21 protein-coding genes, 1 tRNA gene and 1 pseudogene are annotated in these 23,655 nt (G+C 64.8%); 7 read left to right on the forward strand and 16 right to left on the reverse strand.

What is annotated here, in order from left to right; genetic code table 11:
• Positions 1 to 42 precede the first annotated feature (42 nt).
• From AC0L3K_RS31285 to proB, 9 genes are all read right to left on the reverse strand, one after another.
• A complete protein-coding gene (locus AC0L3K_RS31285) occupies positions 43 to 546 on the reverse strand; it encodes an RNA pyrophosphohydrolase (RefSeq protein WP_007598900.1) in 504 nt (167 codons plus the stop codon).
• A 75-nt stretch (positions 547 to 621) separates the two neighbouring features.
• Positions 622 to 1,854 (reverse strand): divergent polysaccharide deacetylase family protein, encoded by a 1,233-nt coding sequence (locus AC0L3K_RS31290; RefSeq protein WP_473367506.1) that lies wholly within the window; start codon positions 1,852 to 1,854, stop codon positions 622 to 624.
• A 143-nt stretch (positions 1,855 to 1,997) separates the two neighbouring features.
• Positions 1,998 to 3,353: a S41 family peptidase gene (locus AC0L3K_RS31295; RefSeq protein WP_007598902.1), complete on the reverse strand. Its 1,356-nt coding sequence runs from the start codon at positions 3,351 to 3,353 to the stop codon at positions 1,998 to 2,000.
• Positions 3,350 to 4,696 (reverse strand): murein hydrolase activator EnvC family protein, encoded by a 1,347-nt coding sequence (locus AC0L3K_RS31300; RefSeq protein ID WP_354201503.1) that lies wholly within the window; start codon positions 4,694 to 4,696, stop codon positions 3,350 to 3,352. The genes AC0L3K_RS31295 and AC0L3K_RS31300 overlap by 4 nt, the downstream gene beginning before the upstream one ends.
• A gap of 33 nt (positions 4,697 to 4,729) precedes the next feature.
• Entirely contained in the window at positions 4,730 to 5,212 is a 483-nt protein-coding gene (gene rlmH, locus AC0L3K_RS31305; protein WP_007598905.1) for a 23S rRNA (pseudouridine(1915)-N(3))-methyltransferase RlmH, read from the reverse strand.
• 96 nt (positions 5,213 to 5,308) lie between these two features.
• Entirely contained in the window at positions 5,309 to 5,665 is a 357-nt protein-coding gene (gene rsfS, locus AC0L3K_RS31310) for a ribosome silencing factor (protein ID WP_007598906.1), read from the reverse strand.
• Between the two features lie 238 nt (positions 5,666 to 5,903).
• Positions 5,904 to 6,548 carry a nicotinate-nucleotide adenylyltransferase gene (locus AC0L3K_RS31315; RefSeq protein ID WP_354201502.1) on the reverse strand — a complete coding sequence of 215 codons (645 nt, stop codon included), beginning with the start codon at positions 6,546 to 6,548 and terminating at the stop codon, positions 5,904 to 5,906.
• A gap of 20 nt (positions 6,549 to 6,568) precedes the next feature.
• Positions 6,569 to 7,864 (reverse strand): glutamate-5-semialdehyde dehydrogenase, encoded by a 1,296-nt coding sequence (locus AC0L3K_RS31320; protein ID WP_354201501.1) that lies wholly within the window; start codon positions 7,862 to 7,864, stop codon positions 6,569 to 6,571.
• 227 nt (positions 7,865 to 8,091) lie between these two features.
• Positions 8,092 to 9,213: a glutamate 5-kinase gene (gene proB, locus AC0L3K_RS31325; RefSeq protein WP_354169787.1), complete on the reverse strand. Its 1,122-nt coding sequence runs from the start codon at positions 9,211 to 9,213 to the stop codon at positions 8,092 to 8,094.
• A 319-nt stretch (positions 9,214 to 9,532) separates the two neighbouring features.
• On the opposite strand from proB, the pseudogene AC0L3K_RS31330 reads away from it, so the two are divergent.
• A pseudogene (locus AC0L3K_RS31330) lies at positions 9,533 to 10,344 on the forward strand (tripartite tricarboxylate transporter substrate-binding protein).
• A gap of 133 nt (positions 10,345 to 10,477) precedes the next feature.
• On the opposite strand, the gene AC0L3K_RS31335 reads toward AC0L3K_RS31330, so the two are convergent.
• From AC0L3K_RS31335 to AC0L3K_RS31345, 3 genes are all read right to left on the reverse strand, one after another.
• The gene (locus tag AC0L3K_RS31335) at positions 10,478 to 12,112 is read right to left on the reverse strand and encodes an alkaline phosphatase family protein (RefSeq protein ID WP_354201499.1); all 1,635 of its coding nucleotides are present in this window, start codon (positions 12,110 to 12,112) and stop codon (positions 10,478 to 10,480) included.
• Between the two features lie 221 nt (positions 12,113 to 12,333).
• The gene (obgE, locus tag AC0L3K_RS31340; RefSeq protein WP_354201498.1) at positions 12,334 to 13,374 is read right to left on the reverse strand and encodes a GTPase ObgE; all 1,041 of its coding nucleotides are present in this window, start codon (positions 13,372 to 13,374) and stop codon (positions 12,334 to 12,336) included.
• Positions 13,375 to 13,475: 101 nt separating this feature from the next.
• Positions 13,476 to 13,955, reverse strand: coding sequence for a MaoC family dehydratase (locus tag AC0L3K_RS31345; protein WP_354201497.1), 480 nt, complete (start codon positions 13,953 to 13,955; stop codon positions 13,476 to 13,478).
• 272 nt (positions 13,956 to 14,227) lie between these two features.
• Here AC0L3K_RS31345 and AC0L3K_RS31350 point away from each other — a divergent pair, with 272 nt between their 5' ends.
• Positions 14,228 to 15,142, forward strand: a complete 915-nt coding sequence (locus AC0L3K_RS31350; RefSeq protein WP_354169779.1) for a DMT family transporter — start codon at positions 14,228 to 14,230, stop codon at positions 15,140 to 15,142.
• A gap of 169 nt (positions 15,143 to 15,311) precedes the next feature.
• Here the strand turns inward: AC0L3K_RS31350 and AC0L3K_RS31355 are convergent, their stop codons facing one another.
• The 3 genes from AC0L3K_RS31355 to rplU form a co-directional block, all read right to left on the reverse strand.
• Positions 15,312 to 15,905: a GNAT family N-acetyltransferase gene (locus AC0L3K_RS31355; RefSeq protein ID WP_007598921.1), complete on the reverse strand. Its 594-nt coding sequence runs from the start codon at positions 15,903 to 15,905 to the stop codon at positions 15,312 to 15,314.
• Between the two features lie 154 nt (positions 15,906 to 16,059).
• Positions 16,060 to 16,329, reverse strand: a complete 270-nt coding sequence (gene rpmA / locus AC0L3K_RS31360) for a 50S ribosomal protein L27 (protein WP_007598923.1) — start codon at positions 16,327 to 16,329, stop codon at positions 16,060 to 16,062.
• A 97-nt stretch (positions 16,330 to 16,426) separates the two neighbouring features.
• Complete coding sequence (gene rplU, locus AC0L3K_RS31365; RefSeq protein WP_007598925.1) at positions 16,427 to 16,816, reverse strand: 50S ribosomal protein L21; 390 nt, start codon at positions 16,814 to 16,816, stop codon at positions 16,427 to 16,429.
• Positions 16,817 to 17,150: 334 nt separating this feature from the next.
• Between rplU and AC0L3K_RS31370 the strand changes: the two genes are divergently transcribed.
• Together AC0L3K_RS31370 and AC0L3K_RS31375 are read left to right on the forward strand one after the other, a co-directional pair.
• The gene (locus AC0L3K_RS31370) at positions 17,151 to 18,299 is read left to right on the forward strand and encodes an ROK family protein (RefSeq protein WP_219681798.1); all 1,149 of its coding nucleotides are present in this window, start codon (positions 17,151 to 17,153) and stop codon (positions 18,297 to 18,299) included.
• A gap of 433 nt (positions 18,300 to 18,732) precedes the next feature.
• A tRNA-Ser gene (locus tag AC0L3K_RS31375) sits at positions 18,733 to 18,822 on the forward strand.
• A gap of 44 nt (positions 18,823 to 18,866) precedes the next feature.
• On the opposite strand, the gene AC0L3K_RS31380 is transcribed toward AC0L3K_RS31375, so the two are convergent.
• A complete protein-coding gene (locus tag AC0L3K_RS31380) occupies positions 18,867 to 19,778 on the reverse strand; it encodes a LysR family transcriptional regulator (RefSeq protein WP_007598929.1) in 912 nt (303 codons plus the stop codon).
• Between the two features lie 113 nt (positions 19,779 to 19,891).
• Here AC0L3K_RS31380 and AC0L3K_RS31385 point away from each other — a divergent pair, with 113 nt between their 5' ends.
• The 3 genes from AC0L3K_RS31385 (at position 19,892) to AC0L3K_RS31395 (ending at position 23,649) form a co-directional block, all read left to right on the forward strand.
• Positions 19,892 to 21,532, forward strand: a complete 1,641-nt coding sequence (locus tag AC0L3K_RS31385) for an FAD-dependent oxidoreductase (protein WP_035995374.1) — start codon at positions 19,892 to 19,894, stop codon at positions 21,530 to 21,532.
• Between the two features lie 94 nt (positions 21,533 to 21,626).
• Positions 21,627 to 22,607 (forward strand): Bug family tripartite tricarboxylate transporter substrate binding protein, encoded by a 981-nt coding sequence (locus AC0L3K_RS31390; protein ID WP_007598933.1) that lies wholly within the window; start codon positions 21,627 to 21,629, stop codon positions 22,605 to 22,607.
• A gap of 181 nt (positions 22,608 to 22,788) precedes the next feature.
• Positions 22,789 to 23,649 carry a DMT family transporter gene (locus AC0L3K_RS31395; RefSeq protein WP_473367507.1) on the forward strand — a complete coding sequence of 287 codons (861 nt, stop codon included), beginning with the start codon at positions 22,789 to 22,791 and terminating at the stop codon, positions 23,647 to 23,649.
• The last annotated feature ends 6 nt before the right edge of the window (positions 23,650 to 23,655 follow it).

Below are 23,655 nucleotides of genomic sequence, written 5' to 3' on the forward strand. Positions count from 1 at the left end.
TTCAGGCGATGCATTAGCATCAAGCTGGAATGGCGACCTGAACTAATCCCGCGCCAGCGCGGAAAATTCCTTCACCACGCGCTCGTAGACCGGACGCTTGAACGGGATGATCAGCCCGGTCAGGTTCTTCATCGGTTCCCAGCGCCAGCTCACGAACTCGGCCTTGTGGCCGCCGCCGGGCTTTTCGACGTTGATCTCGCTGTCCTTGCCGGTGAAGCGGACCGCGAACCATTTCTGGCGCTGGCCGCGGTAGCGGCCCTTCCAAGCGCGCCCGGCAACCGTGCGCGGAATGTCGTAAGTGAGCCAGTCCGGAACCTCGCCGAGCCGCTCGACCGAGCGCACGCTGGTCTCCTCATAGAGCTCGCGCTTGGCGGCCTCCCAATTATCCTCGCCGGGATCGACGCCGCCCTGCGGCATCTGCCAGACATGGGTGTCGTCGACATGCTCGATGCCGCCGGCACGCCGGCCGATGAACACCAGTCCGTCCTTGTTGAGCAACATCACGCCGACGCAGGTCCGGTAGGGCAGATCCTCGTAACGCGCCATTCCGCCAGACCTCTCGCATGCCGTCGGTAAGGCTGAAGCAGGCCCCGCGGGCCTGTGCCGTACCAATCCGTTGATTTAGCTGGATTTTGATTTCAGCATCGCGGTTGTCAATGGCACCAAAAGGATACCTCGGTCGCCCAATGTCTTGGTCCAGACGCCAATGCGCTCGATCGAGACCGGGAGGGCGGAGGCGGTGCCTACGGCCACGCCGCGCTCGCGTGCCGCCGCTTCGAGCTTGGTCAGGGCGCGGTCGATCTCCGCCGGGGTCGGCACTGCGTCGATCGCGATATCGCCCTTGCCGAACGGCATCGCCAGGCTGCCGGCGGCCTGGGGTGCGATGCTGCGGGGCGAGGAGCCGTCGTCGAAGAAGCCGAGGCCGCGCCTGGCCGCCTCGCGGATGATCGGCTGCATCGCCGGCTCCGTTGCGATGAAGCGGGCACCCATGAAATTGGTGAGGCCGGCATAGCCCTGCATCCGGCTCAGATGCCAGTACAGGCGGTCCATGTTCTGGTCGGCGCTCAGCGAAGTCAGCAGCGTCTGCGGTCCCGGATCGTTGTCTGGGAAGTCGTAGGGCTCCATCGGAATCTGGAGGAAGATCTCGTGGCGCTGGGCGCGGGCGCGCTCGGCGAGTTTTCCTGGATCGGACCCATAAGGCGTGAAGGCCAGCGTCACCGCCGGTGGCAGCCGCATGATGGCATCGGTGGTCTTGGCGGCGCCGACGCCGAGGCCGCCGATCAGGATCGCGACCACCGGCATCTTGGCGGCCTTGGCGCGATCGGCATCCGCCGCATAGACGTTGAACGGCTTCAGATCCCCGGAAATCGCCGGGATCATGCCGTAGCGCGATTTCTCGAGGAGTTTTGTGTCGATCCCGGCCATGACGGGCGGCGGTGCGGAGGCTGAGGCCGCCTCGCTCTTGCCGGCGGCATCGCCGCCGATCACCACGTCGTGGCGGGTGCCGGTGGAACCGTCGATCATGGTGACGGTCTTCTGCTCGCCCGCCTGCTTCAGTGCCTCCTTGGCCTCGTGCTTGCTTTCCTGCTTGCTGTCCTGGCCGTGGCTGGCGGCGGCCGGCTTGTCGTCGCCGGCCTTGTCTGCGGCACCGGGCTCGCGGATCGCGAGCCGCGTCATCGGCTCGCCGCCGAGCGGGTCCTTGTTGAAGATGGCGAAGCCGGCAAAGGTGACCAGGAACAGGCCGAGCAGGACTGCGAGCAGCTGCATGGCGGTGAACGGCAGCCGCAGCCGGCGTTTCCGGCGCGGCTTGTCCCGTCCGAGCGGGGCGCTCAGATCATCGGCCGTTTCAGTCATGCGCGATCCCGAATCACTCGAGATGACGATACCACGCCGGGGTCAAGCGGCGGCAGGCCGGGATAGGCCGGGGATATCAGGAGCTCCAAGCAAAAAGGGCGGCTCCGGGAGCCGCCCTTTTCGTCAGATCGCGATGCGCCGACTTAGTTCGCCGCTTTGGGCTTGTCGGTCGTGGCCTTGTCGCCGCCCGGGGTGGGCGCTGCGGAGGCGCTGTTCTTGATGCCGTGGAGCAAATCGTCGGCGAGCTTGAGCGCCTTGTCGTCCTTGGCGTCCGGCGGAACGTAGGACTGCGAGCCGGTCTTCTCGTCGCCGTCGTTCTTGAGATGGCCGCGCAGCGAAGCTTCGCCCTTGGTGTCGGTGCGCGACTTCAGCTCGTCCGGCACGTCCTGCAGCACTTCGATGTCAGGCACGATGCCCTTGGCCTGGATCGACTTGCCCGACGGCGTGTAGTAGCGCGCCGTGGTCAGACGCAGCGCGCCGTTGCCGGAGCCGAGCGGAATGATGGTCTGCACCGAGCCCTTGCCGAACGAACGCGTGCCGACGATGGTCGCGCGCTTGTGGTCCTGCAGCGCGCCGGCGACGATCTCCGACGCCGAAGCCGAGCCGCCATTGACCAGCACGATCACCGGCTTGCCCTTGGTGAGGTCGCCCGTATGCGCGGTACGGCGCTGGGTCTCCTCGGCATTGCGGCCGCGGGTCGAGACGATCTCGCCCTTCTCCAGGAAGGAGTCGGAGACGGTGACCGCTTCCTCGAGCAGGCCGCCCGGGTTGTTGCGGAGGTCGATGACGTAGCCCTTCAGCTTGTCGCCGATCTGATTCGAGAGGTTGGCGACCTCGCGCTTCAGGCCTTCGGTGGTCTGCTCGTTGAAGGTGGTGATGCGGATATAGGCGATGTCGTCGGCCTCGATGCGGGCGCGCACCGAACGGACGCGGATGTTGTCGCGCACCAGCGTGACGTCGATCGGATTGTCCTGGCCCTTGCGGATGATCTTGAGCTTGATCTTGGTGTTGACGGGGCCGCGCATCTTCTCGACCGCCTGGTTCAGGGTCAGGCCCTGCACCGCTTCGTCGTCCAGATTGGTGATGATGTCGTTGGCCATGACGCCGGCCCGCGAGGCCGGGGTGTCGTCGATCGGGGAGACCACCTTGATCAGGCCGTCTTCCATCGTGACTTCGATGCCGAGGCCGCCGAACTCACCGCGGGTCTGCACCTGCATGTCGCGGAAGCTCTTGGCGTCCATGTAGCTCGAATGCGGATCGAGACCGGTGAGCATGCCGCTGATCGCGGATTCGATCAGCTTGGTGTCGTCGGGCTTCTCGACATAGTCCGAGCGGACGCGCTCGAAGACGTCGCCGAACAAATTGAGCTGGCGATAGGTGTCCGCGGTGGCGGCTCGCGCGCTGGAGCCCATGAAGACTGCGCGCGGTTGCGTCACGAACAGCGTCAGCGCCGCACCGGTGGCCGCGCTGAGGAGGATAACTGAAGTCTTGCGCATCATCCGCGAACCTTCTCGCCTTCATTTGCGGCCCACCATGGGCCTGGATCGATTGGAGTGCCGTCTTTGCGGAACTCGACATAGAGCACAGGTTGACTCGCGTTCGTGGCGAGAATGGAGGCGACTTGAGAAGTCGACCCCATGGTCGCGACAGGCTCCCCCGTGAGCACAAACTGACCGATGTTGACCGAAATGCGCTCCATCCCGGCGATCAGCACATGATACCCGCCCCCGGCATTGAGGATCAAGAGTTGTCCATAGCTGCGGAAGGGGCCGGCATAGACTACCCAGCCATCACACGGCGTCGTGACCTGGGAGCCGGGCCGGGTCGCCAGCGAAATGCCCTTCTGGACCCCGCCGAGCCCGTCCGAACCGCCGAAATCCCTGATCTTGTTACCGTTAACCGGAAGAGGCAGCAGACCCTTGGCCGCGGCAAAGGCCATCGCGGGGGTGGTCCGGGAACGATCCTTGAAAGCGCCAGGGCCGGTCTTGGCGCTGGCGGCCGCGTTTGCAGCGGCCTTTGCCTCGGCCTGCTTGGCGGCCTCAGCCGCCTTCTCAGCCGCCTTGGCGGCACTTTGCAGATCCTGCTCCATCTTGGCGATCAGCCCCTGGAGATCGCCGACCTGTCGTGAGAGCGCGACGGCGCGCGCATTCTCGGCGTCGAGGTCCTTTTCGCGCGACGCCTGCTGGCGCTGCCGCTCGTCGACCAGAGCTGCGAGCCGGGTCTGGTCGTTGCGCACCTTGTCGCGGTCGGAGGCAAGCTGGTCGCGCTCGGTCGCGATGGTCTTGCGCAAGGCCACGAGCTCGCCGAGCTCGCTTGCGATCTTCTCGGCGCGGCCGCGCAATTCCGGCACCACGGCACCGAGCAGCATCGCCGTGCGCAGCGATTGCAGGGCATCCTCGGGCCTTACCAACAGCGCCGGCGGCGTCCGCCTTCCGGCGCGCTGCAAGGCCGCCAGCACCTCGACGATGTCGGCGCGGCGCGAATCGAGCGAGCTGCGCATCGCCTGCTCGCGGCCGTTCAGCGATCGCAGCCGCGCTTCGGCTTCGTCGATCTTGGTCTCGACGGTGCGCACATTGGCGGCGGTGTCGATCAACTGTTGATTGAGCTGGGTGCGGTCCTGGCCGAGCGAGGTGATCTCGGCCTTGAGCTTGGCCTGCGCTTCCTCCGCGCTCTTCTTGCTGGCGCGCGTGGCTTCGAGCTCCTGCTCGCGCTGCTTGATCGCATCGGGCGCGACGGCCGCAGTCTGCGGTGCAGGCGTCTGAGCTTGCGCAAGGCTTGCGCCCAAAATACTTGCGCCGGTCATGCCGGCGATCAGCAGCAGGTTGAGGACAGGCGCTCGCATCGCTTTAGGCAAAGGTGCTCGTTGTGGCGCGGATCACGCGCGGTGATAGGGGTGGCCGGCCAGAATGGTGGCGGCCCGATAAAGCTGTTCCAGAAGCATGACGCGGACCATTTGATGCGGCCAGGTCGCAGAGCCGAACGCGATCGCGAGCTTGGCCTTACGGCGCAATTCGGGCGAAAGTCCGTCCGCCCCTCCGATCATGAAGATAGTGTGACCGGCACCCTCGTCGCGCCAGCGGCCGAGATGCCGTGCGAAAACGGTCGAATCCAGATTCTGGCCGCGCTCGTCCAGCGCCACCAGGACCGATTTTTCGGGAATATGCGCCGAGATCGCCGCGGCCTCTTCGGCCATCCGCGTCGCGGTATCGCGCGCACGGCTTTCGGGCAATTCGTGGATGGCGAGCTCGCGGAATCCGAGCTTGCGGCCGGCCTCGTCGAACCGCTCGAAATAGCGGTCGGCAAGCTCCCGTTCGGGGCCCTGCTTCAGCCGGCCCACCGCAATGACGGCTATGCGCATAATATGTTCAGGGTCGCGTTTTCTGGACCGCGCGCGATATGCGCGCGCACGACGCTAGCATGCGCGTCAGCCGATTCGAAATCGGCCAGCAGCCTCTCAGATCGCCTTCGCCGCCCCTGGGCCCTGCGTGTACAATCTCTCGAGACTGTAGAACTCGCGGACCTCGGGTCTGAACACGTGCACGATCACATCGCCGGAATCGATCAGCACCCAGTCGCAATTGGGCAAGCCCTCGACGTGGATGTTCTTGATGCCGTTTTCCTTGAGGCCTTTGGCGACGTTCTCCGCGATCGCGCCGACGTGCCGGTTCACCCGGCCGGTCGTGACGATCATGTAGTCGGAGTAGGCCGATTTGCCGCGAAGGTCGATGGTAACCGTCTCTTCCGCCTTCATGTCGTCGAGGCGGGAGAGGATCAGGCTCAGCGTCTTGTCGGCGTCGGGTTGCGCCTTCAAGGCCGCAGCTTTGGTCGATGTTTTACGCGTCGGCTTGGCAACCTTGGGTAAAACAGACTTCGGTGAAGCCGTCTTGGGTGATGCTGTCTTGGACAATACAGATGTGGTCAGGGACCATTCCTTTCACTGTATCGCGAACGCCGAATCCGGCGCTCACTGGTTACACTACATCATGTGGGGTTAAGGGTTTCAATATGCCAGAGAGCCGAAGGCCGCATGGCGTTCGCACAAATCCGACTCACTTCGTACCTTTCCAGCTTCCGTCCGGGTTCCGTAAGCCGGTCGACGAGAGATTCAGCTTCATACCGGTCAGGAATACCCAGGCCGGGGCGGCCCGATCGGCAAGCAATGGCGCCTCATTCTCCGGCAAGCGGTAGCGCCTGAGCGCCTGGGCGGCGGGAGAGGCGAGGGCACGAAAGCTCTGCGGCGGGCGATCGATGACCGCGATCGGCACCTGACCGGCGATGCGCCGCCAGTGCTGCCAACGATGGAATTGAGCGAGGTTGTCGGCGCCCATGATCCAGACAAAGCGCAAGCCCGAGAGGCGGCGGCGCAAGGTGTTGATCGTGTCGATAGTATAGCGCGTGCGAATGACGGATTCGAGACAGCTCACCTCGATCCTGGGGTCGTCGGCCATTTCGCGCGCCGCCTGCATGCGCTCGCCGAGCTCGTGCAACGCGCCGTTCTCCTTCAGCGGATTGCCTGGCGTCACCAGCCACCACACGCGATCGAGCTGGAGACGTTTCAGCGCGAACTGGCTGATCGCGCGATGGGCCTGGTGCGGCGGATTGAACGAGCCGCCGAGCAGGCCGATGCGCATGCCCGAAGTGTGGCTTGGTATGGCCTGCGCGAAGAAACGTGGCGCGACGAAATTGTTGCTCAATGCCCCGAGCCCTGCGTCGTCTACGGCCGCGTCTGCCCGGTGCCGTGAACGCGATATTTGAAGCTCGTCAGCTGCTCGGCGCCAACCGGGCCGCGGGCATGGAATCTGCCGGTGGCGATGCCGATCTCGGCGCCGAAGCCGAACTCGCCGCCGTCGGCGAACTGCGTCGAGACGTTGTGCAGCACGATCGCCGAATCGACCTCGCTCAGGAATTTCTTCGCAGCGGTCTCATCGGCGCTCACGATCGCATCGGTATGGTGCGAGCCGTGGTTCTGGATATGCGCAATCGCGCCGTCGACGCCGTCCACCACCTTCGCTGCGATGATCGCATCGAGATATTCGGTGTCCCAATCGTCCGCGCTCGCGGGTTTGACGCGGGCATCGGTCTTTTGCACGGCATCGTCGCCGCGCACTTCGCAGCCGGCCTCGATCAGCATCTCGACCAGCGGCTTCAGGTTTTTACCGGCAGCGGCGCGATCGACCAGCAGCGTCTCGGCGGCGCCGCAGACGCCGGTACGGCGCATCTTGGCATTGAGCACGATCGACTTCGCCATGGCGAGGTCGGCGCTGCCGTCGATATAGACATGGTTGACGCCTTCGAGATGCGCAAACACCGGCACGCGCGCTTCCTGCTCGACGCGCGCGACCAGGCTCTTGCCTCCGCGCGGCACGATCACGTCGACGGCGCCGTTCAACCCCGACAACATCTGGCCGACTGCCGCACGGTCGCGGGTCGGCACCAGCGTGATCGCGGCCTCGGGGAGGCCCGCTTCGCGCAGGCCCTGCACCAGGCATTCGTGGATCGCGCGGCAGGAGCGGAAACTGTCGGAGCCGCCGCGCAGGATCACGGCATTGCCGGACTTCAGGCACAGCACGCCGGCGTCCGCCGCAACGTTCGGCCGGCTCTCAAAGATCACGCCGACGACGCCGAGCGGCACGCGCACGCGCTCGATGGTCATGCCGTTCGGCCGTTGCCAGCTCTCGGTGACGATGCCGACCGGATCGGCAATGCCGCGCACGATGCCGATGCCCTCGGCCATCGCCTCGACGCGGGCCGACGTCAGCGTCAGGCGGTCGATGAAGGAGGAGGTGGCATTGCCGGAGGCGCGGGCATCGGTGACGTCCTCGGCATTGGCAGCAAGGATCGTAGCTGCATTGTTGCGGATCGCCCGCTCCATGGCCTCGAGCGCCCGGTTCTTCTGCTCCGGCGGCGCCAGCGCGAGCACGCGCGCGGCAGCGCGGGCACGGGTACCGAGATCGGTCATCAGCGCCTGAAGATCGGCATTGCCGTCGACGGCTTTGAGGGGGGCGGCCATGGGGAGTTCAACCTTCTGCTAAGGCGGTGTCCTAGCACGGAAATCCCGCTTTTGCGAAGGGCGGGGAGGGTATGGCAGGGCTTCACGTGTTGGTTCGGCTGGGCCAATGACCCATCTACGGCGTCATGGCCGGGCTTGTCCCGGCCATCCACGGATTGCCACGCGGTGCAAAGAACGTGGTTGCCCGGGACAAGCCCGGGCATGACGGTCTGGGCGCCTGCCGGCCCCTACCCGCCCACCACCAGATCATCCCGGTGGATCATCTCCGCCCGCCCGCTGATGCCGAGGATGGCCATCACGTCCGGGGAGGAGCGGCCCTTGATCCGCTCGGCATCGTCGGCGTCGTAGGCGATCAGGCCGCGGCCGACCTCGCTGGTGTCGGGGCCGCGCACGATCACGGCGTCGCCGCGGGCGAACTGGCCCTCGACCTTGATCACGCCGGCCGGCAGCAGGCTGGCGCCCGCGCGCAGCGCCGCGACCGCGCCGGCGTCGATCGTCAGCGTGCCCTTCGGCTCCAGCGAGCCCGCGATCCAGCGTTTTCGCGACGTGATGGGATTGGCCGGCGTCAGGAACCAGGTGCAGCGGCCGCCATCGGCGATCGCCTGAAGCGGATGCTCGATCTTGCCCGAGGCGATCAGCATATGCGTGCCGCCGGTGGTCGCGATTTTTGCGGCTTCGACCTTGGTGCGCATGCCGCCGCGCGAGAGCTCGGATTCGGCGTCGCCTGCAACGGCCTCGATCTCCGAGGAGATGCTGTCGACGACCGGAATGAGCTTGGCGTTCGGGTTGTTCTTCGGCGGGGCGTCGTAGAGCCCGTCGATGTCCGATAGCAGCACCAGCAGGTCGGCGCTCGCCATGGTGGCGACGCGCGCGGCGAGGCGGTCATTGTCGCCGTAGCGGATCTCGTTGGTGGCGACCGTGTCGTTCTCGTTGATCACGGGGATCGCGCGCCACTCCAGGAGCTTGCCGATGGTGGAGCGCGCGTTGAGATAGCGGCGGCGCTCCTCGGTGTCCTGCAGCGTCACCAGGATCTGGCCGGCGCCGATGCCGTGGGCGCCAAGGACCTCCGACCAGATCCGCGCCAGCGCGATCTGACCGACGGCGGCGGCCGCCTGGCTCTCCTCCAGCTTCAGCGGGCCGCGCGGCAATTTCAGGCGGCTGCGGCCGAGCGCGATCGAGCCGGAGGACACGACGAGCACGTCACGTCCCTCGCGATGCAGCTTGGCCATGTCGTCGGCGAGCGCGGCAAGCCAGGACGCCCGCACCTCGCCCTTGTCGGAATCGACCAGCAGCGCGGAGCCGACCTTGACGACGATGCGGCGGAATTGACTGAGTTCGGGGCTGGCCATGTGTGTATGTGGTGTGTGTATGTGCTGGAGAGCGGCGCCGGTAAGGCCTGCTTTTGCAGCAGGACGATGGCCGGCGCAAGGCGGCAGGCCCGGTAAACGGCGCTTGTCCGGAGCGCCCGTCTGGCTCTAACTGTCGCCAACCATAATGGGCTCAAAGAGGAAACCAATGGATCGCCGCAACTTCATCGCCGGATGCCTCGGGTTGCCGTTGTTGGCGCAGGTGGGCGGTTCGCAAGCACAGACCGGGCTGACAAAAATGATCTTCCCGTTCGCGGCGGGAGCGGGTGGCGACACGCTGTGCCGGCTGATCGCGCAGGAGATGGCGCCGGCGCTGCAGCGGACCATCGTGGTCGAGAACCGCACCGGCGGAGACGGCCTGATCGGCATCAAGGCGGTGAAAGGGGGCAGCCCCGACGGCAGTATGGTGCTGGTGACCACCGGGCCCACGATGTACCTGCTGCCGATGGTGGAGACGACCCCGAGCTTCGACACCGCAAGAGATTTCGTCCCGGTCTCGCTGCTGGCGCGGTTTGAGTTCGCCGTCGTGATCAGTCCGACGATCGATGCCGCGGATTTCAAGGGATTCGTCGCCTGGCTGAAGGCGCATCCGGACAAGGCATCGTTCGGTGTGCCGAGCAACGGCACCATCCCGCATTTCATGGGCTCCAAGCTCGAGAAGGACCTCGGCATTCCCATGACGCGCGTGCCCTATCGCGGCAGTGCGCCCTCCTCAACGACATCATCGGCGGTCACATCTCCTTCGGCATCGTCACTTTGGCCGATGCGCTGCCGCAGCATCGCGCCAAGGGCGTGAAGATCATCGCGGTCGCGAGCGCCGAACGTTCGCCGTTTGCCTTGGAGGTACCGACCTTGAAGGAGAGCGGCATCGATCTCGTCGCCGACGCCTGGTACGGCATGTGGCTTCCCGCCGGCAGCGCGCCGGAATTCGCCAGCAAGCTCGGCGCGGCCGCAAGCGCCGTGCTCGCCAAGCCTGAGGTGAAGGAGAAGCTCACCGCGATCGGGCTGATCCCGGTCGGCAGCAGTGCGGAAGGTCTGGCCAAGGAGCTCGCCGCCAACACCGCCTTTTGGCAGCCGATCGTGAAGGCGACGGGGTACAAGATCGAGAATTGACCCGAGCGCTTCACTCTCTCCTCATCCTGAGGAGCGCGCTCTTGCGCGCGTCTCGAAGGATGAAAGGCCCGACTGCCACAGCGCGGCCTGCATGGTTCGAGACGGCGTTTCGCGCCTCCTCACCATGAGGGTCTTAGAGCTTCGCGCGTTGCGCGATGCCGTCCTTGATCGACGCCAGCTCCGCTTCGTCCCAGATGCCGATCAAAATCCCGCCCTTCACCTGGAGCTGGTTGTCGGCATAGGCCGCGATCTTCTCGCGCGGTGTTGTGATGTGGTCGTTGGGATGCAGCGCCCAGTCGAACAATTCGGCTTGCAGTCGTGCGATGATGCCGGCGCACTCTGGATCGTCGCCGCGATCCAGAAACTCTTCCGGATCGGTTTCGAGGTCATACAGCATCGGGCGGAAGCCTGACGCGTGGATGTATTTCCAGCGGCCGTCGAACACCATGAACAGGCGGCAGCGTTCGATCGGCTGGTTCAGCTTCAGCCGCACGTCCTGCATGACATAGTCGTATTCGGAGAACGCCACCTTGCGCCAATCGGGCGGGCTCTCGCCGCGCAGCAGCGGCAGCAGCGAGCGTCCCTCGAGGATATGGCCCGGCACCTTGCCGCCGAAATAATCCACGAACGTCGGCGCGAGATCGATGGCTTCGACCAGCGCATCGTTGCGCGTGCCGCGCGTCGCATCCGCCTCCTTCGAAGGGTCTATGATGATGAGCGGGATCTTCGCCGACTGCTCGTGGAACAGGTCCTTCTCGCCCATCCAGTGATCGCCGAGATAATCGCCGTGATCGGAGGTGAACACGATCATGGTGGTGTCCGAGAGGCCGCGCTCCTCCAGAAACTTCATCAGCACGCCCATCTGGTCGTCGATCTGGGTGATCAGACCCATATAGGTCGGGATCACCTTCTCACGGGCATTGTCGCGCGCCATGTTGCGGGAGTAGCGCATGTCCATATAGGCGCCGAATACCGGATGCGGATTCTGGCGCTCGCGTTCGGAGCGGATCACCGGAATCATGTCATCCTTGGAATACATGCTGGCGTAAGGTTCGGGCGCAATGTAGGGCCAGTGCGGCTTGATGTAGGACAGATGCAGGCACCACGGCCTGCCGTCGGTCTCCGCTTCGCCGATGAAGTCCATCGCGCGTCGCGTCATGTAGGGCGTTTCGGAATGCTCGTCCGGCACGCGCGCGGCCTTGTCGGCATGCACGAGCAGCCAGCCGTTCTGGAGCGAGCCGTCCTCGGCCGCGCCGGAATTGGCCCAATGCTCCCAGGGATTGGGCGCATCAAAACCCTGCTGGCGCAGATACTCGTCGTATTTCGGGCGCGGCCGCCCCGTGGGATGCAGGCCGTCGTCACGCTCATAGGGCTCGAACCCGCATTCGGCGACGTGCACGCCGATCATCGATTCCGGCGGGATGCCGAGTGCTTTCATGCCTTCGAGATCGGGCGCCATGTGGGTCTTGCCGACCAGCACGTTGCGCACACCGAGCTTGTTGAGGTGATCGCCGAGGGTGGGCTCGCCGACGCGCAACGGCCAGCCGTTCCAGTGCGAGCCGTGCGAACGCATGTAGCGCCCGGTGTAGAACGACATGCGCGACGGGCCGCAGATCGGCGACTGCACATAGGCCTTGCTGAACAGCACGCCGCGCTTCGCCATGGCGTCGATGTTCGGTGTCTTCAGCGTGGGGTGGCCGGTGCAGCCGAGATAGTCATAGCGAAGCTGGTCGCACATGATCCAGAGAACGTTCTTCGCGCGCGCCATGAATCATCCCTGCCGTTTCTTGATTGGCCGATGCTGCGCTATCGAGGGCGCGAAGACAAGCAGGGGGTCCGATTCCGCTGCGTCACAAGCAACGAACCTCATCCTGAGGAGCCCGCGACAAGCGGGCGTCTCGAAGGATGGCCACGGGCGAGAGCCGGGCCTTCATGGTTCGAGACGCGCGTTCCGCGCTCCTCACCATGAGGGTCTTCAAGCCGGATTGTTCAAACCGACCAAGGCTCCGCTTCGGCCGCGCTCTTGGCTTTCGCCGAGACCGGGCTCTCGCCGATCACATCCGCTAGAGCGCGCAGCGCTTCCTGCACGCCATCGCCGGTGGCGGCGGAGAGCAGCAGCGGGGTCTTCTTGGCGGCGCGCTTCAGCCGTTCCTTCTGCTTCTTCAGCTCGTCCGGCTCGACCGCGTCGATCTTGTTCAGCGCGACGATCTCGATCTTGTCGGTGAGCTGCCCGGCATAGGCGTCCAGCTCGGTTCGCACCGTCTTGTAGGCCTTGCCGGCGTGCTCGCAGGTCGCGTCGATGAGATGCAGCAGTACGCGGCAGCGCTCGACATGGGCGAGGAAGCGGTCGCCGAGACCGACGCCTTCATGCGCGCCCTCGATCAGGCCGGGGATATCAGCCAGCACGAATTCGCGGCCGTCGGCATTCACGACGCCAAGCTGCGGATGCAGCGTGGTGAAGGGATAGTCGGCGATCTTCGGCTTGGCCGCGCTGACCTTGGCGAGGAAGGTCGATTTGCCGGCATTGGGCAGGCCGACGAGGCCGGCATCCGCGATCAGCTTCAGCCGCAGCCAGATCCAGCGCTCCTCGCCGGGCTGGCCGGGATTGGCATTGCGGGGCGCGCGGTTGGTCGAGGTCTTGAAATGCGCGTTGCCGAAGCCGCCATTGCCGCCTTCGGCCAGCACGAACTTTTCGCCGACGGTGGTGAAATCGTGGATCATGGTCTCGCGATCTTCGTCGAAGATCTGCGTGCCGATCGGGACCTTCAGCACGATCGACTTGCCGTTGGCGCCGTGGCGGTCCGACCCCGAGCCGTTCTCGCCCTTCTGGGCCTTGAAGTGCTGCTGGTAGCGATAGTCGATCAGCGTGTTCAGGCCGTCTGCGACCTCGATGATGACATTGCCGCCGCGGCCGCCATTGCCGCCGGAGGGGCCGCCGAATTCAATGAATTTTTCGCGGCGGAACGCCACGCAGCCGTTTCCGCCGTCGCCGGAGCGGATATAGACCTTTGCTTCGTCAAGGAATTTCATGGGCCATAGGTAGGCCAGCCGGTCCCGCGCGGCAACCCGGATAGACCCGCAAATCGGCCGAATTTCCGCGATTTTGGGGCGTGCTTAACCCCGGGACGACGTTAGTTGGGCCGGCGCCGGATCAGGAATTTCTGCACACCCTCCAGCACCAGCTCCTTGCGCTGGTTGAACACGGTGCTTTTGAGCGTCACGGCGCCGGTCGAGCGTCCCGGCACCAGCTCGGTGACCTCTAGCGCGGGATAGATTGTGTCGTCGGCGAACACCGGCTTGAGGAACCGGCTCGATTGCTCGAGGAAGCCGACCAGGGAGTCCTCGACCATGAACGGAAACAGGCCTGCGCCGGGTGCGGTGTGGATCAGCGTCTGGAAACCGTGGGCGAGCAGATGCGGCATGCCGCGGCTGCGGCAATACTCCACATCGTAATGCACCGGATGGGTGTCGCCGCTTGCGGTCTGGAACGCCGCGAACACGGCCGTCGTCTGCGTGCGGCTCGGCAGCACAAAGCGCTCGCCGACCACGAAATCCTCAAACCAGCGTTGCGCGGGGATCATGCGATGCCGGGCCGGGTCGAAGTCGGTCATGGCTAAGCTCTTTCCTGGCTCTTTCGTTCGGTGTCGCCTATCGCTACCGCGACGCGAAGAGTGCGGCAATCCGTTCAATTCGGCTTGCGCGGGCTTGTCGCGGGCGCTCACGTCATTAAAACGACCGCAAGCGACTCCGGTCGCCATTCCGACGCTCTCTCCGCTCGTCATTGCGAGCGAAGCGAAGCAATCCAGACTGTCTCCGCGGCAACAGTCTGGATTGCTTCGTCGCAAGAGCTCCTCGCAATGACGAGTTTCCACGAACGACAGCAATGCCCCTGTTCAAGAATCTCTCGGCCTATGACGAACGCTCGGCGCGCCTCGCCGGGATCGCACTCATGGTGCTGTCGATCTTCATGTTCTCGTTCGGCGACGCCATGGGCAAGTTCCTGGTCGGGACTTATTCGGTGGGGCAGCTGCTGTTCCTGCGCGCCTGCGCAGCGCTGCTGCTGCTGTCGCCGCTGGTCTGGCGGCAGCGTCACCAGTTCCTGCAGCTGGAGCGGCCGGGCCTCCAGCTCTTTCGCGTCGTGCTGTCGACGCTGGAAGTGGCGGCCTTCTTCCTTGCGACGGTCTACCTGCCGCTCGCCGACGTCATCACCTATTATCTCGCCGGGCCCATTTTCGTCACCGCGATGTCGGCGATCTTTCTCGGCGAGAAGGTCGGCTGGCGGCGCTGGACGGCGATCCTGATCGGCTTCTGCGGCGTGCTGATCGCGCTGCGGCCGTCGGCACAGACGGTGAGCCTGCCGGCGCTGATCGCGCTTGGCGGCAGTCTTTCCTTCGCAACGCTGATGCTGATCACGCGCAGCCTGCGCAAGACGCCCGATATCGTGATGGCGTCGTCGCAATTCGTCGGCACGTTCTTGCTGGGTGCGGTGCTGTCGGCGTTCCACTGGGTGCCGCCGACACCGGGCAGCCTCGTGATCTTCGCGCTGGCGGGATGCGTCTCGGTCACGGCGCTGTTCTGCGTCAACCGCTCGCTCAAGCTCGCGCCGGCCAGCGTCGTCGTGCCCTATCAATATTCGATGATCGTCTGGGCGGTGATCTTCGGCTTCGTCGTGTTCGGCGACGTGCCCGAAATCGCCACCATCGTCGGCGCCGCCATCATCATCGGCGCCGGGTTCTATATTTACTTGCGTGAGCGCGATCTGGGGCGCGGGGACGTGGATGTGAATCCGCCGGCGTAATCACAGTCATCGGCGTCGTCCTGGACAAGCGGAGCGCAGATCCAGGACCCATTACCCCAGGGAGGAGTTTGATGAAGATTCGTGGTTGATAGTTCGCGCCACGACTTCACCCTGGGGTAATGGGTCCTGGCTTCCGCCAGGACGACGATTGTGATTGAGGCGCTTCCGCCTACCTCACCCTCCGCGCACTGCTCCAGCTCTTCAGCGACGCCCACACACTGCGTGACAGGCGGAAGCAGTCGACGGGCGTGGACGAGCCCAGCGCCAGGAAGCGATGCAGCTGGACGCCGCTCCACTGGAAGCCGCACTTCTCCAGCACGTTGCGCGACGCCGGGTTGGTGACGCGCGCGCCCGCATAGAGATGATCGTCCTCGAACTCCTCGAAGAAGAAGTCGATCGCGCCGCGCGCGGCCTCGGTGGCAAAGCCCCGGCCCCAATGCTCGACGCCGAGCCAATAGCCGAGCTCGGCATTGTCGGGCGTCGAGCGGTCGATGCCGACCACGCCGACGGGGCCGTTGTCATGCTCGATCAGGAACACCGTCTCGCCGCCGGGCGCGGCGGTGGCGCGGACGAAGGCGATAGCGTCGTCCTGCAAATAGGGATGCGGGAGGCGCCTTGTGTTTTCGGCGACACGGCGGTCGTTGGCGAGGAGGGCGATGGTCCTGACGTCGGCGAGGGTCGGCCGCCGCAAGGTCAGCCGTTCGGTGGCGACGACGCTCGGTCTCGCCTCCCGCAAGGTCACGCTCGAAAAATCCTGCAACATGTCCGGCTCCGTCGAAGTCACTAAAGTGAAAGTGAGCACGCAAACGAAAGGGGAGGCCGGTTTCCCGCCTCCCCTGGAGCCTTCGATCTCTAGGATCTAAAGGACTCCGCCGGTTCGGTCTGGGACCCGGCGGACTCCAAATTTGATCCACCGTCTATTCAGCCGCCTCTGCGAGCGGGAGCACCGAGATGAAGGTGCGGCCGTTGGCTTTGGCCTGGAACGTTACGCGGCCCTCGACCTTGGCGAACAAGGTGTGGTCCGTGCCCATGCCGACATTAAGGCCGGGATGCCAGGTGGTGCCGCGCTGACGCGCAATGATGTTGCCGGGAATCACAACTTCCCCGCCGAACGCCTTGATACCGAGGCGCTTGCCCTTGGAATCGCGACCGTTGCGCGATGAACCGCCTGCTTTTTTGTGAGCCATGGCTCGTCTCCGAAATCCTGAGTATTTCTAGATCAATTCCTTGACGGAATCATTTCACAATTTCTCACGCATCAATTCGTGATGGCGCGTGATCAAATTATGCGGCGGCCTCTTCGGTGGTCGTTTCCTTGACGACCTTTTCCCGCTTCGGACGCGGCCCCTTGGTGGGCTTGGCGCCGTCCGTCAGGATCTCCGAGATGCGCAGCACGGTGATCTCGTCGCGATAGCCGCGCTTGCGGCGCGAGTTCTTGCGGCGGCGCTTCTTGAAAGCGATGACCTTGGGACCGCGCTTGTGGTCGAGCACCTCGACCGCAACGGACGCACCTGCGACCGTGGGCAGACCCAGGATCGGCGTGTCGCCGCCGACCAGGAGAACTTCATTGAGCTGCACGATCGAGCCGACTTCGCCTTCGATCTTGCCTACTTCCAGGACATCATCCGGAACGACGCGGTACTGCCGGCCGCCGGTTTTGATGACTGCGAACATCGTTGTTTTCCTTCGTGTTCATTCCCGGCCTCGCGACTTATCGTCGGGGCCGGCTTTTTGTCAGTCGTTATGGGTTTATGCGAGTTTTGTGCGGGCGGGAGTTATCCCTTTGAAAACCCACACAAAAACAAGCGGCGCGAGAAACGCCCCGCGCCGGTTGCGGGATTTATAGCCGCTGACAGCACGGAGTCAAGGAAAAGCCGGCGAAAACGGCCCGGATTTGAAGCATTTGGGCCCGATCCGGCCCCGCAGGCGAATTTCGGCCCGCGCGGCAACCAACAGGTTCCCCCGCCGTTGTCCCCGCGAATTCAGTCAGACGGGCAAGGGGCTTACCATGGCAACGGACGAGCTGGTCAAGACGACGACGGGCATCGCCACCCACGGCGCGGAGCGGTTGCCGTCGGTGGACATCGACAGCTTCAACATCGAGATGAAGGACGAGGACGGGTTTCTCGGCGACCGCGCCAGCAAGGGCGCGTTTCGCGAGATCCTCGATCGCTGGCGCAAGCCGCTGCGCAAGACCGGCGAGGACCCTTTCGGCAAGGAGCCGTCGGATGAGATCAGCAAGAAGACGCTGGACGCCATCCTGGTCGGCGACGACACCGAGGCCTCCGCGCTGGTGCACAGCGCGATCGAGGACTTTGCCCAGGAGCTCGCCTATGTCACCCGCCGTTTCCTCAAGTCCAAGGCCTGGGCCAAGACCGAGCGCATCGTGGTCGGCGGCGGTTTCCGCGATTCCCGGCTGGGCGAGCTCGCGATCGCGCGCGCGGAGATCATCCTCAAATCCGAGGACTTCAAGATCGACATGATGCCGATCCGCCATCACCCCGACGAAGCCGGCCTGATCGGCGCGCTGCATCTGGCGCCGTCCTGGATCTTCGAGGCCCATGACAGCATCCTCGCCGTCGATATCGGCGGCACCAACATCCGCTGCGGCCTGGTGGAGACCAGCTGGAAAAAGGCAAAAGACCTGTCGAAAGCCAAGGTCGTGAAGTCCGAGCTGTGGCGCCATGCCGACGACGAGCCGACGCGCGAAGGCGCGGTGAAGCGGCTCACCAAGATGCTGAAGGGGCTGATCACCGAGGCCGAAAAAGAAGGCTACAAGCTGGCGCCGTTCATCGGCATTGCCTGTCCCGGCGTGATCAACGCGGACGGCTCGATCGAGAAAGGCGCGCAGAACCTGCCGGGCAATTGGGAGAGCAGCAAGTTCAACCTGCCGGCGAGCCTGCTCGAGGGCATCCCTTCCATCGGCGAGCACGATACCGCGATCCTGATGCACAATGACGGCGTGGTTCAGGGCCTCTCCGAGGTGCCGTTCATGCAGGACGTCGATCGCTGGGGCGTGCTCACCATCGGCACCGGCCTCGGCAATGCCCGCTTCACCAATCGCCGCAAGGACAACGGCCAAGGCAAAGGTAACGGCAAAGATAATGGCAAAGACCGGGAGTCCACGGAGAACGGGAAGAAAAAAGGCAAAGAATGACAAAGAATGACAAGGAGTAACCTTGTCTGGTTAGGTTAAGAAACGGATTGCGTTGCGGTGCACGGGTTACACGCTACGGTGGAACCGTCGCCTCACCTGGCCGGCGAAGCCGCCCTTCCCAGCCAGTATTTCAATGAGCGGCACGGGACCGCCAGTGTTTACCGCGTCTGGCGGTCCCACCCCTTTTTCAGCGCATAATGAATGAGACGGGCCTCGTGCCCCGATAAAGGTGCGTTCCCTCCCCCCTTGTGGGGGAGGGCCAGGGAGGGGGGTAGCCCAGGAAAACGTGCCGGTTATTGATTGCGCGGCGAGAAACAGAGCGAAAGCGGTGAAACGGGCAGCGGATTTTCGCGCTCCCAGCCTTGTCTGGCCCGCCATCCTCGCCTATTAACGCCCGAACCACAGGGGCCCTGCTCCTTACTTGGCGCCTTCAGGAGAGGTGGCAGAGTGGTCGAATGCACCGCACTCGAAATGCGGCATAGGTGCAAGCCTATCGGGGGTTCGAATCCCTCCCTCTCCGCCAATATCATCCGCCACAATAAAACGGCTTCCAGAAAGCGCGGCAGATCAGTCCGATCTTGCGGGCCCTCGCTCCGCCAGCACCGTCCGCGCCGTCGCCACAAACGCCTGCGCGGCCGGGGACAACGTCCGACCCTGTCGCTGCAGCAGCGACACCGGGCGGGTAATGGCGGGGCGTATCAGCGGCTTTGCGATCAGAGTCGGAAATTGATCTGCCGGCAGCATCGTCGCAGGAAGGATCGCGAGGCCGAGGCCCTGCGCCGTCATGGCGAGCGCGGTGTTGATCAGCGTCACTTCATAGGTTGGGTTGAGGTGCTTGCCCTGGGTGCCCAGCGCCTGATCGATCTGCATGCGAATCCGCGTCTCGCCCCGCATCGCGATCGTCGGCATCTGAGCCAACTCGTCCCATGTCAGCGAGCGCCGTGCCGCGAAGTCGGCGGTGCGGCGGCCGATCGCGCTCAGGCGGCCGCGGGTCAGCGTCTCGATCGTGAGCTCCGCGAATTCTCCCTCGACACTGCCGATCGCGAACTCCGCATCCGTCGCGATCAGACGCGGAACGAGATCGTCGGCGGCGACGTCGCGCATGTCGATTTCGATGTCGGGATAGCCTGCCCGGAATTTTGCGAGCACCGAGGGCAGCAGCGCCGATGCGGTACCGGCTGAGGCGAGAAACGCGACCCGGCCGGCGCGCGCTTGCGCCAGGTCGCGCATGCGCCGCGAGAGGCCCAGCGCATCGCCCAGCATCCGTTCGGCGACATGAACTGCCTCGTCAGCGGCCAGCGTCGGCTGCACCGAACGCGTGGAGCGATCGAACAGTTTGACGCCGAGCTGCGCTTCGAGCTGCTGGATCAACAGGCTCGCCGCCGATTGCGTGATCCCCAGCTCGCGCGCGGCCCGCGTGATGCTGCGCGTGCGGTACACGCCGGTGAAGGCCTGCAATTGCCGCAAGGTGACGTTCATAGGCAAAGCTCATGAATTGATGAGTTCTTTCCGGCTTATCACATAAGCGAGCATGCAATAAAATGCATCCCGTGGACGGTGAAGCCGCGATCGCCAAGGGATTGGAAACGAACATGAGGACACAGGTGCTGGTGGTGGGCGCCGGGCCCATCGGATTGACCGCGGCGATGGATCTGGCTTCCCGTGGGATCGACGTCGTGGTCGCGGAGATCCGCCATGCCGGCGATCCGCCCAGCGTCAAATGCAATCACGTCTCGGCGCGTTCGATGGAGATCTTCCGCCGGCTCGGCGTCGCCGCAAAGCTGCGCGACGCAGGCCTGCCCGCAGATTTCCCGAACGACTGCTCCTACCGGACCACGGCGACCGGCATCGAGCTGTGTCGCATCGACATTCCCTCGCGCGCACGCCGCTACAATGCCACCGGCGGCCCCGATACCTGGTGGCCGACGCCGGAGCCGCCGCACCGGATCAACCAAGTCTATCTCGAGCCGATCCTGTTCAGCCATGCCGCCGCCCAGTCGCGCATCACCATTCTGGCGCGCACGGAAATCACGGACATCGAGCAGAATGACGACCATGTGGTCGCATTGGCGCGCGACCTCGACAGCGGAAGCTCGCTCCGCATCGAGGCTTCCTTTGTGATCGGTTGCGATGGCAGCCGTTCGCTGGTTCGCAAATCGATCGGTGCCAACCTGTCCGGCACGCCGGTGATCCAGCGCGTGCAATCGACCTTCATCGAAGCGCCGCAGCTCAAGGAGCTGATGGGCGCGCACAAGCCGGCCTGGATGGTGCTCTCGCTCAACCCGCGACGTTCAGGCACGACGGTCGCGATCGACGGTCGTGACCGCTGGCTGATCCACAATCACCTGAAGCCAGACGAGCCCGAATTTGATTCGGTCGATCGGGACTGGGCGATCCGCGCCATTCTCGGCGTCGACGAGCGCTTCGAATACCGCGTCCTCAGCAAGGAGGACTGGGTCGGGCGTCGACTTGTCGCCGATCGCTTCCGCGACCGCAGGGTCTTCATCTGCGGCGACGCCGCGCATCTGTGGATGCCGTATGCGGGCTACGGCATGAATGCGGGCATTGCGGACGCCGTCGACCTGTGCTGGCAGGTGGCGGCGCATCTGAACGGGTGGGCGCCGGCTTCGATCCTCGATGCCTACGAGGCGGAGCGTCAGCCCATCACCGAACAGGTGTCGCGCTTTGCCATGGACCATGCGATGAAGATGATGGCGCAGCGTGGCGGCGTCTCCGCGGAGATCGAGGACGACACGCCGCGCGGCCACGCCGCGCGTGCAGCGCTGGCCAAGGCGGCCTACGATCTCAACGTGCAGCAATATTGCTGTGCCGGATTGAACTTCGGCTACTATTACGATGCCTCGCCGATCATTGCCTATGACGGCGAGACGCCGCCGGCCTACGCGATGGGCAGCTTCACGCCCTCCACCGTGCCCGGCGCTCGCGCGCCGCACCTGTTTCTGCGGGACGGACGATCGCTCTACGATGCCTTCGGCGCCGGCTACACTTTGCTGCGGTTCGATCCGGCGATCGATGTGGCGCTATTGAAGTCTGCCGCAGAGCAGCGCGGCATTCCGCTCGCGCTGCTCGACATCGCGCCGGACGAAGCGAACGGCGCGTATGCCGAGAAGCTGGTGCTGGCTCGGCCCGATCAGCACATCGCCTGGCGCGGGCAGGCCGCGCCCGCGGACCCACAAGGCTTGCTGACGCGCATCATTGGCGCTTCGGCGTAAGGCGATTTGAAGCCGACGGTCTCGCGGCGAAGTCCGCCGGGAGGTGGTTCACCAAGGCGTGGTTCACAAACAAGAACGTACCGGGGAGGGAAACGTGTTTCACGTTGCAAGCCGCCGCATTTTGGCCGTGCTGACGGCCGCGAGTTTCGCCGTGCTGCCGCTGGAGGCGGGCCGAGCGGCCTATCCCGAGCAATTGATCAAGATCATCGTGACCTTTCCGCCCGGCGGCAGCGCCGATACCGTCATCCGCGCGCTCGAACCGCTGGTCACCGCCGAGCTCAAGCAGGGTCTCGTGATCGAGAACCGCGCGGGTGCTGGAGGCAACATCGGCATGGCTGCCGTGGCACAGGCCAAGCCTGATGGCTATACGCTCGGCGTCGCGCCGGCAGGCAGCCTGACGGTCAATCCGCACCTCAATTCGTCGATGCCGTTCGATCCGAAGGATCTTGCGCCGATCACCCTGCTCGCGAAAATCCCCTTCGTGCTCGTCGCCTCGGCGGACGTGCCGGCGCACACGACGGCGGAGGCGATCGCGCTTGCCAAGGCCAAGCCGGGCGCGTTGTCGATCGGGCATGGCGGCAATTCGACGGCCATGCACTTGACCGCAGCACTGTTCACGCAGAAGACCGGGATCGCCATGGAGCTGGTCCCCTATCGCGGGACCGCACCGGCGACGGTCGACGTTCTCGCAGGCCATGTCCCCTTCGCGGTACTGGATATCCCCGCATCGAGGCAACTGATCCTCGAAGGCAAGCTCAACGCCATCGGTGTGTCGTCTGCGCAGCGTCTGTCGTCCTTGCCCGATGTGCCGACACTCGCCGAGAGCGGTATTGCGGGTTTCGAATCCGTCGGCTGGTTCGGGCTGGTTGCTCCGGCCGGCACGCCAGCCGATATCGTCGGCCGGTTGAACGAAGCTTTCGGAAAAGCCCTGAAGGATCCGTCGGTGGTCGAGAAGATCCGGACGCTTGGCGCAGAGCCTGCACCGACCTCGCCCGAGCAGTTCAGCCGTTTCATCCAAAGCGAAAGTGCGAAATGGGGCAAGCTAATCAGTGAAGCGGGCATCAAGGCGAATTAAGTGTCGCCCAGTCGGACGATTCCGGCCCCGTGTAAGTCATTGATCTTGCAGTCCCCGGCTACTGTGCATGGGGTTGTTTTCGCGCTTTTTGTTGTTGGGCCTTGGAAGGCTTACAGGTAATCGTCACGCCACCCCGGCTGGCACCTCCAGATCGGACCACCACCCCACACACGAGACAGACATGCACTCTTCCGCCACCGGCTGGAGCAACGGGCTTCTTGGCGTCATCATCTTCAGCGGCTCGCTGCCGGCGACGCGGGTGGCGGTCGGCGGGTTCTCCGCGCTGTTCCTGACCTCGGTGCGCGCGGTCATCGCGGCGCTGATCGGCGTGGCCGTGCTAGGCCTGCTCCGTCAGGCGCGGCCGCAGCGCAAGGATCTCGTCTCGCTCGCCATCGTCGCCATCGGCGTCGTGGTCGGTTTTCCCTTGCTGACGGCGCTTGCGCTCCAGCACATCACCTCGGCGCATTCGATCGTCTTCATCGGGCTCTTGCCGCTGTCGACCGCGATCTTCGGCGTGCTGCGCGGCGGCGAGCGGCCGCAGCCGATGTTCTGGCTGCTCGCGGTTCTGGGCAGCGCCACTGTCGCGGGCTTTGCGCTGTCCAACGACGGCACCGCATCGCTCGCCGGCGATCTCCTGATGGTCGCGGCGATCGTGCTGTGCGGGCTCGGCTATGCCGAAGGCGCCGCGCTGTCGCGCCGGCTCGGCGGCTGGCAGGTGATCTCCTGGGCGCTGCTGCTGTCGCTGCCGCTGATGCTGCCCGTCGCGATTCTAACCTGGCCCTCGACATGGAGCGGCATCAGCGTGCCCGCCTGGATCGGGTTCGCCTACGTCTCGGTCTTCAGCATGTTCGTCGGCTTCATCTTCTGGTATCGCGGGCTCGCGATCGGCGGCATCGCCCGTGTCGGCCAGTTGCAGCAGCTCCAGCCGTTCTTTGGCCTCGCGCTTGCAGGCCTCCTTCTGCACGAACCGGTTGCGTGGAGCATGATCGTCGCGACCGCGCTGGTGGTCGCCTGCGTCTTCTTCGCGCGGCGGTTTGCCTGAGGCCGG

The organism is Bradyrhizobium sp. MI1.10, assembly GCF_055811035.1.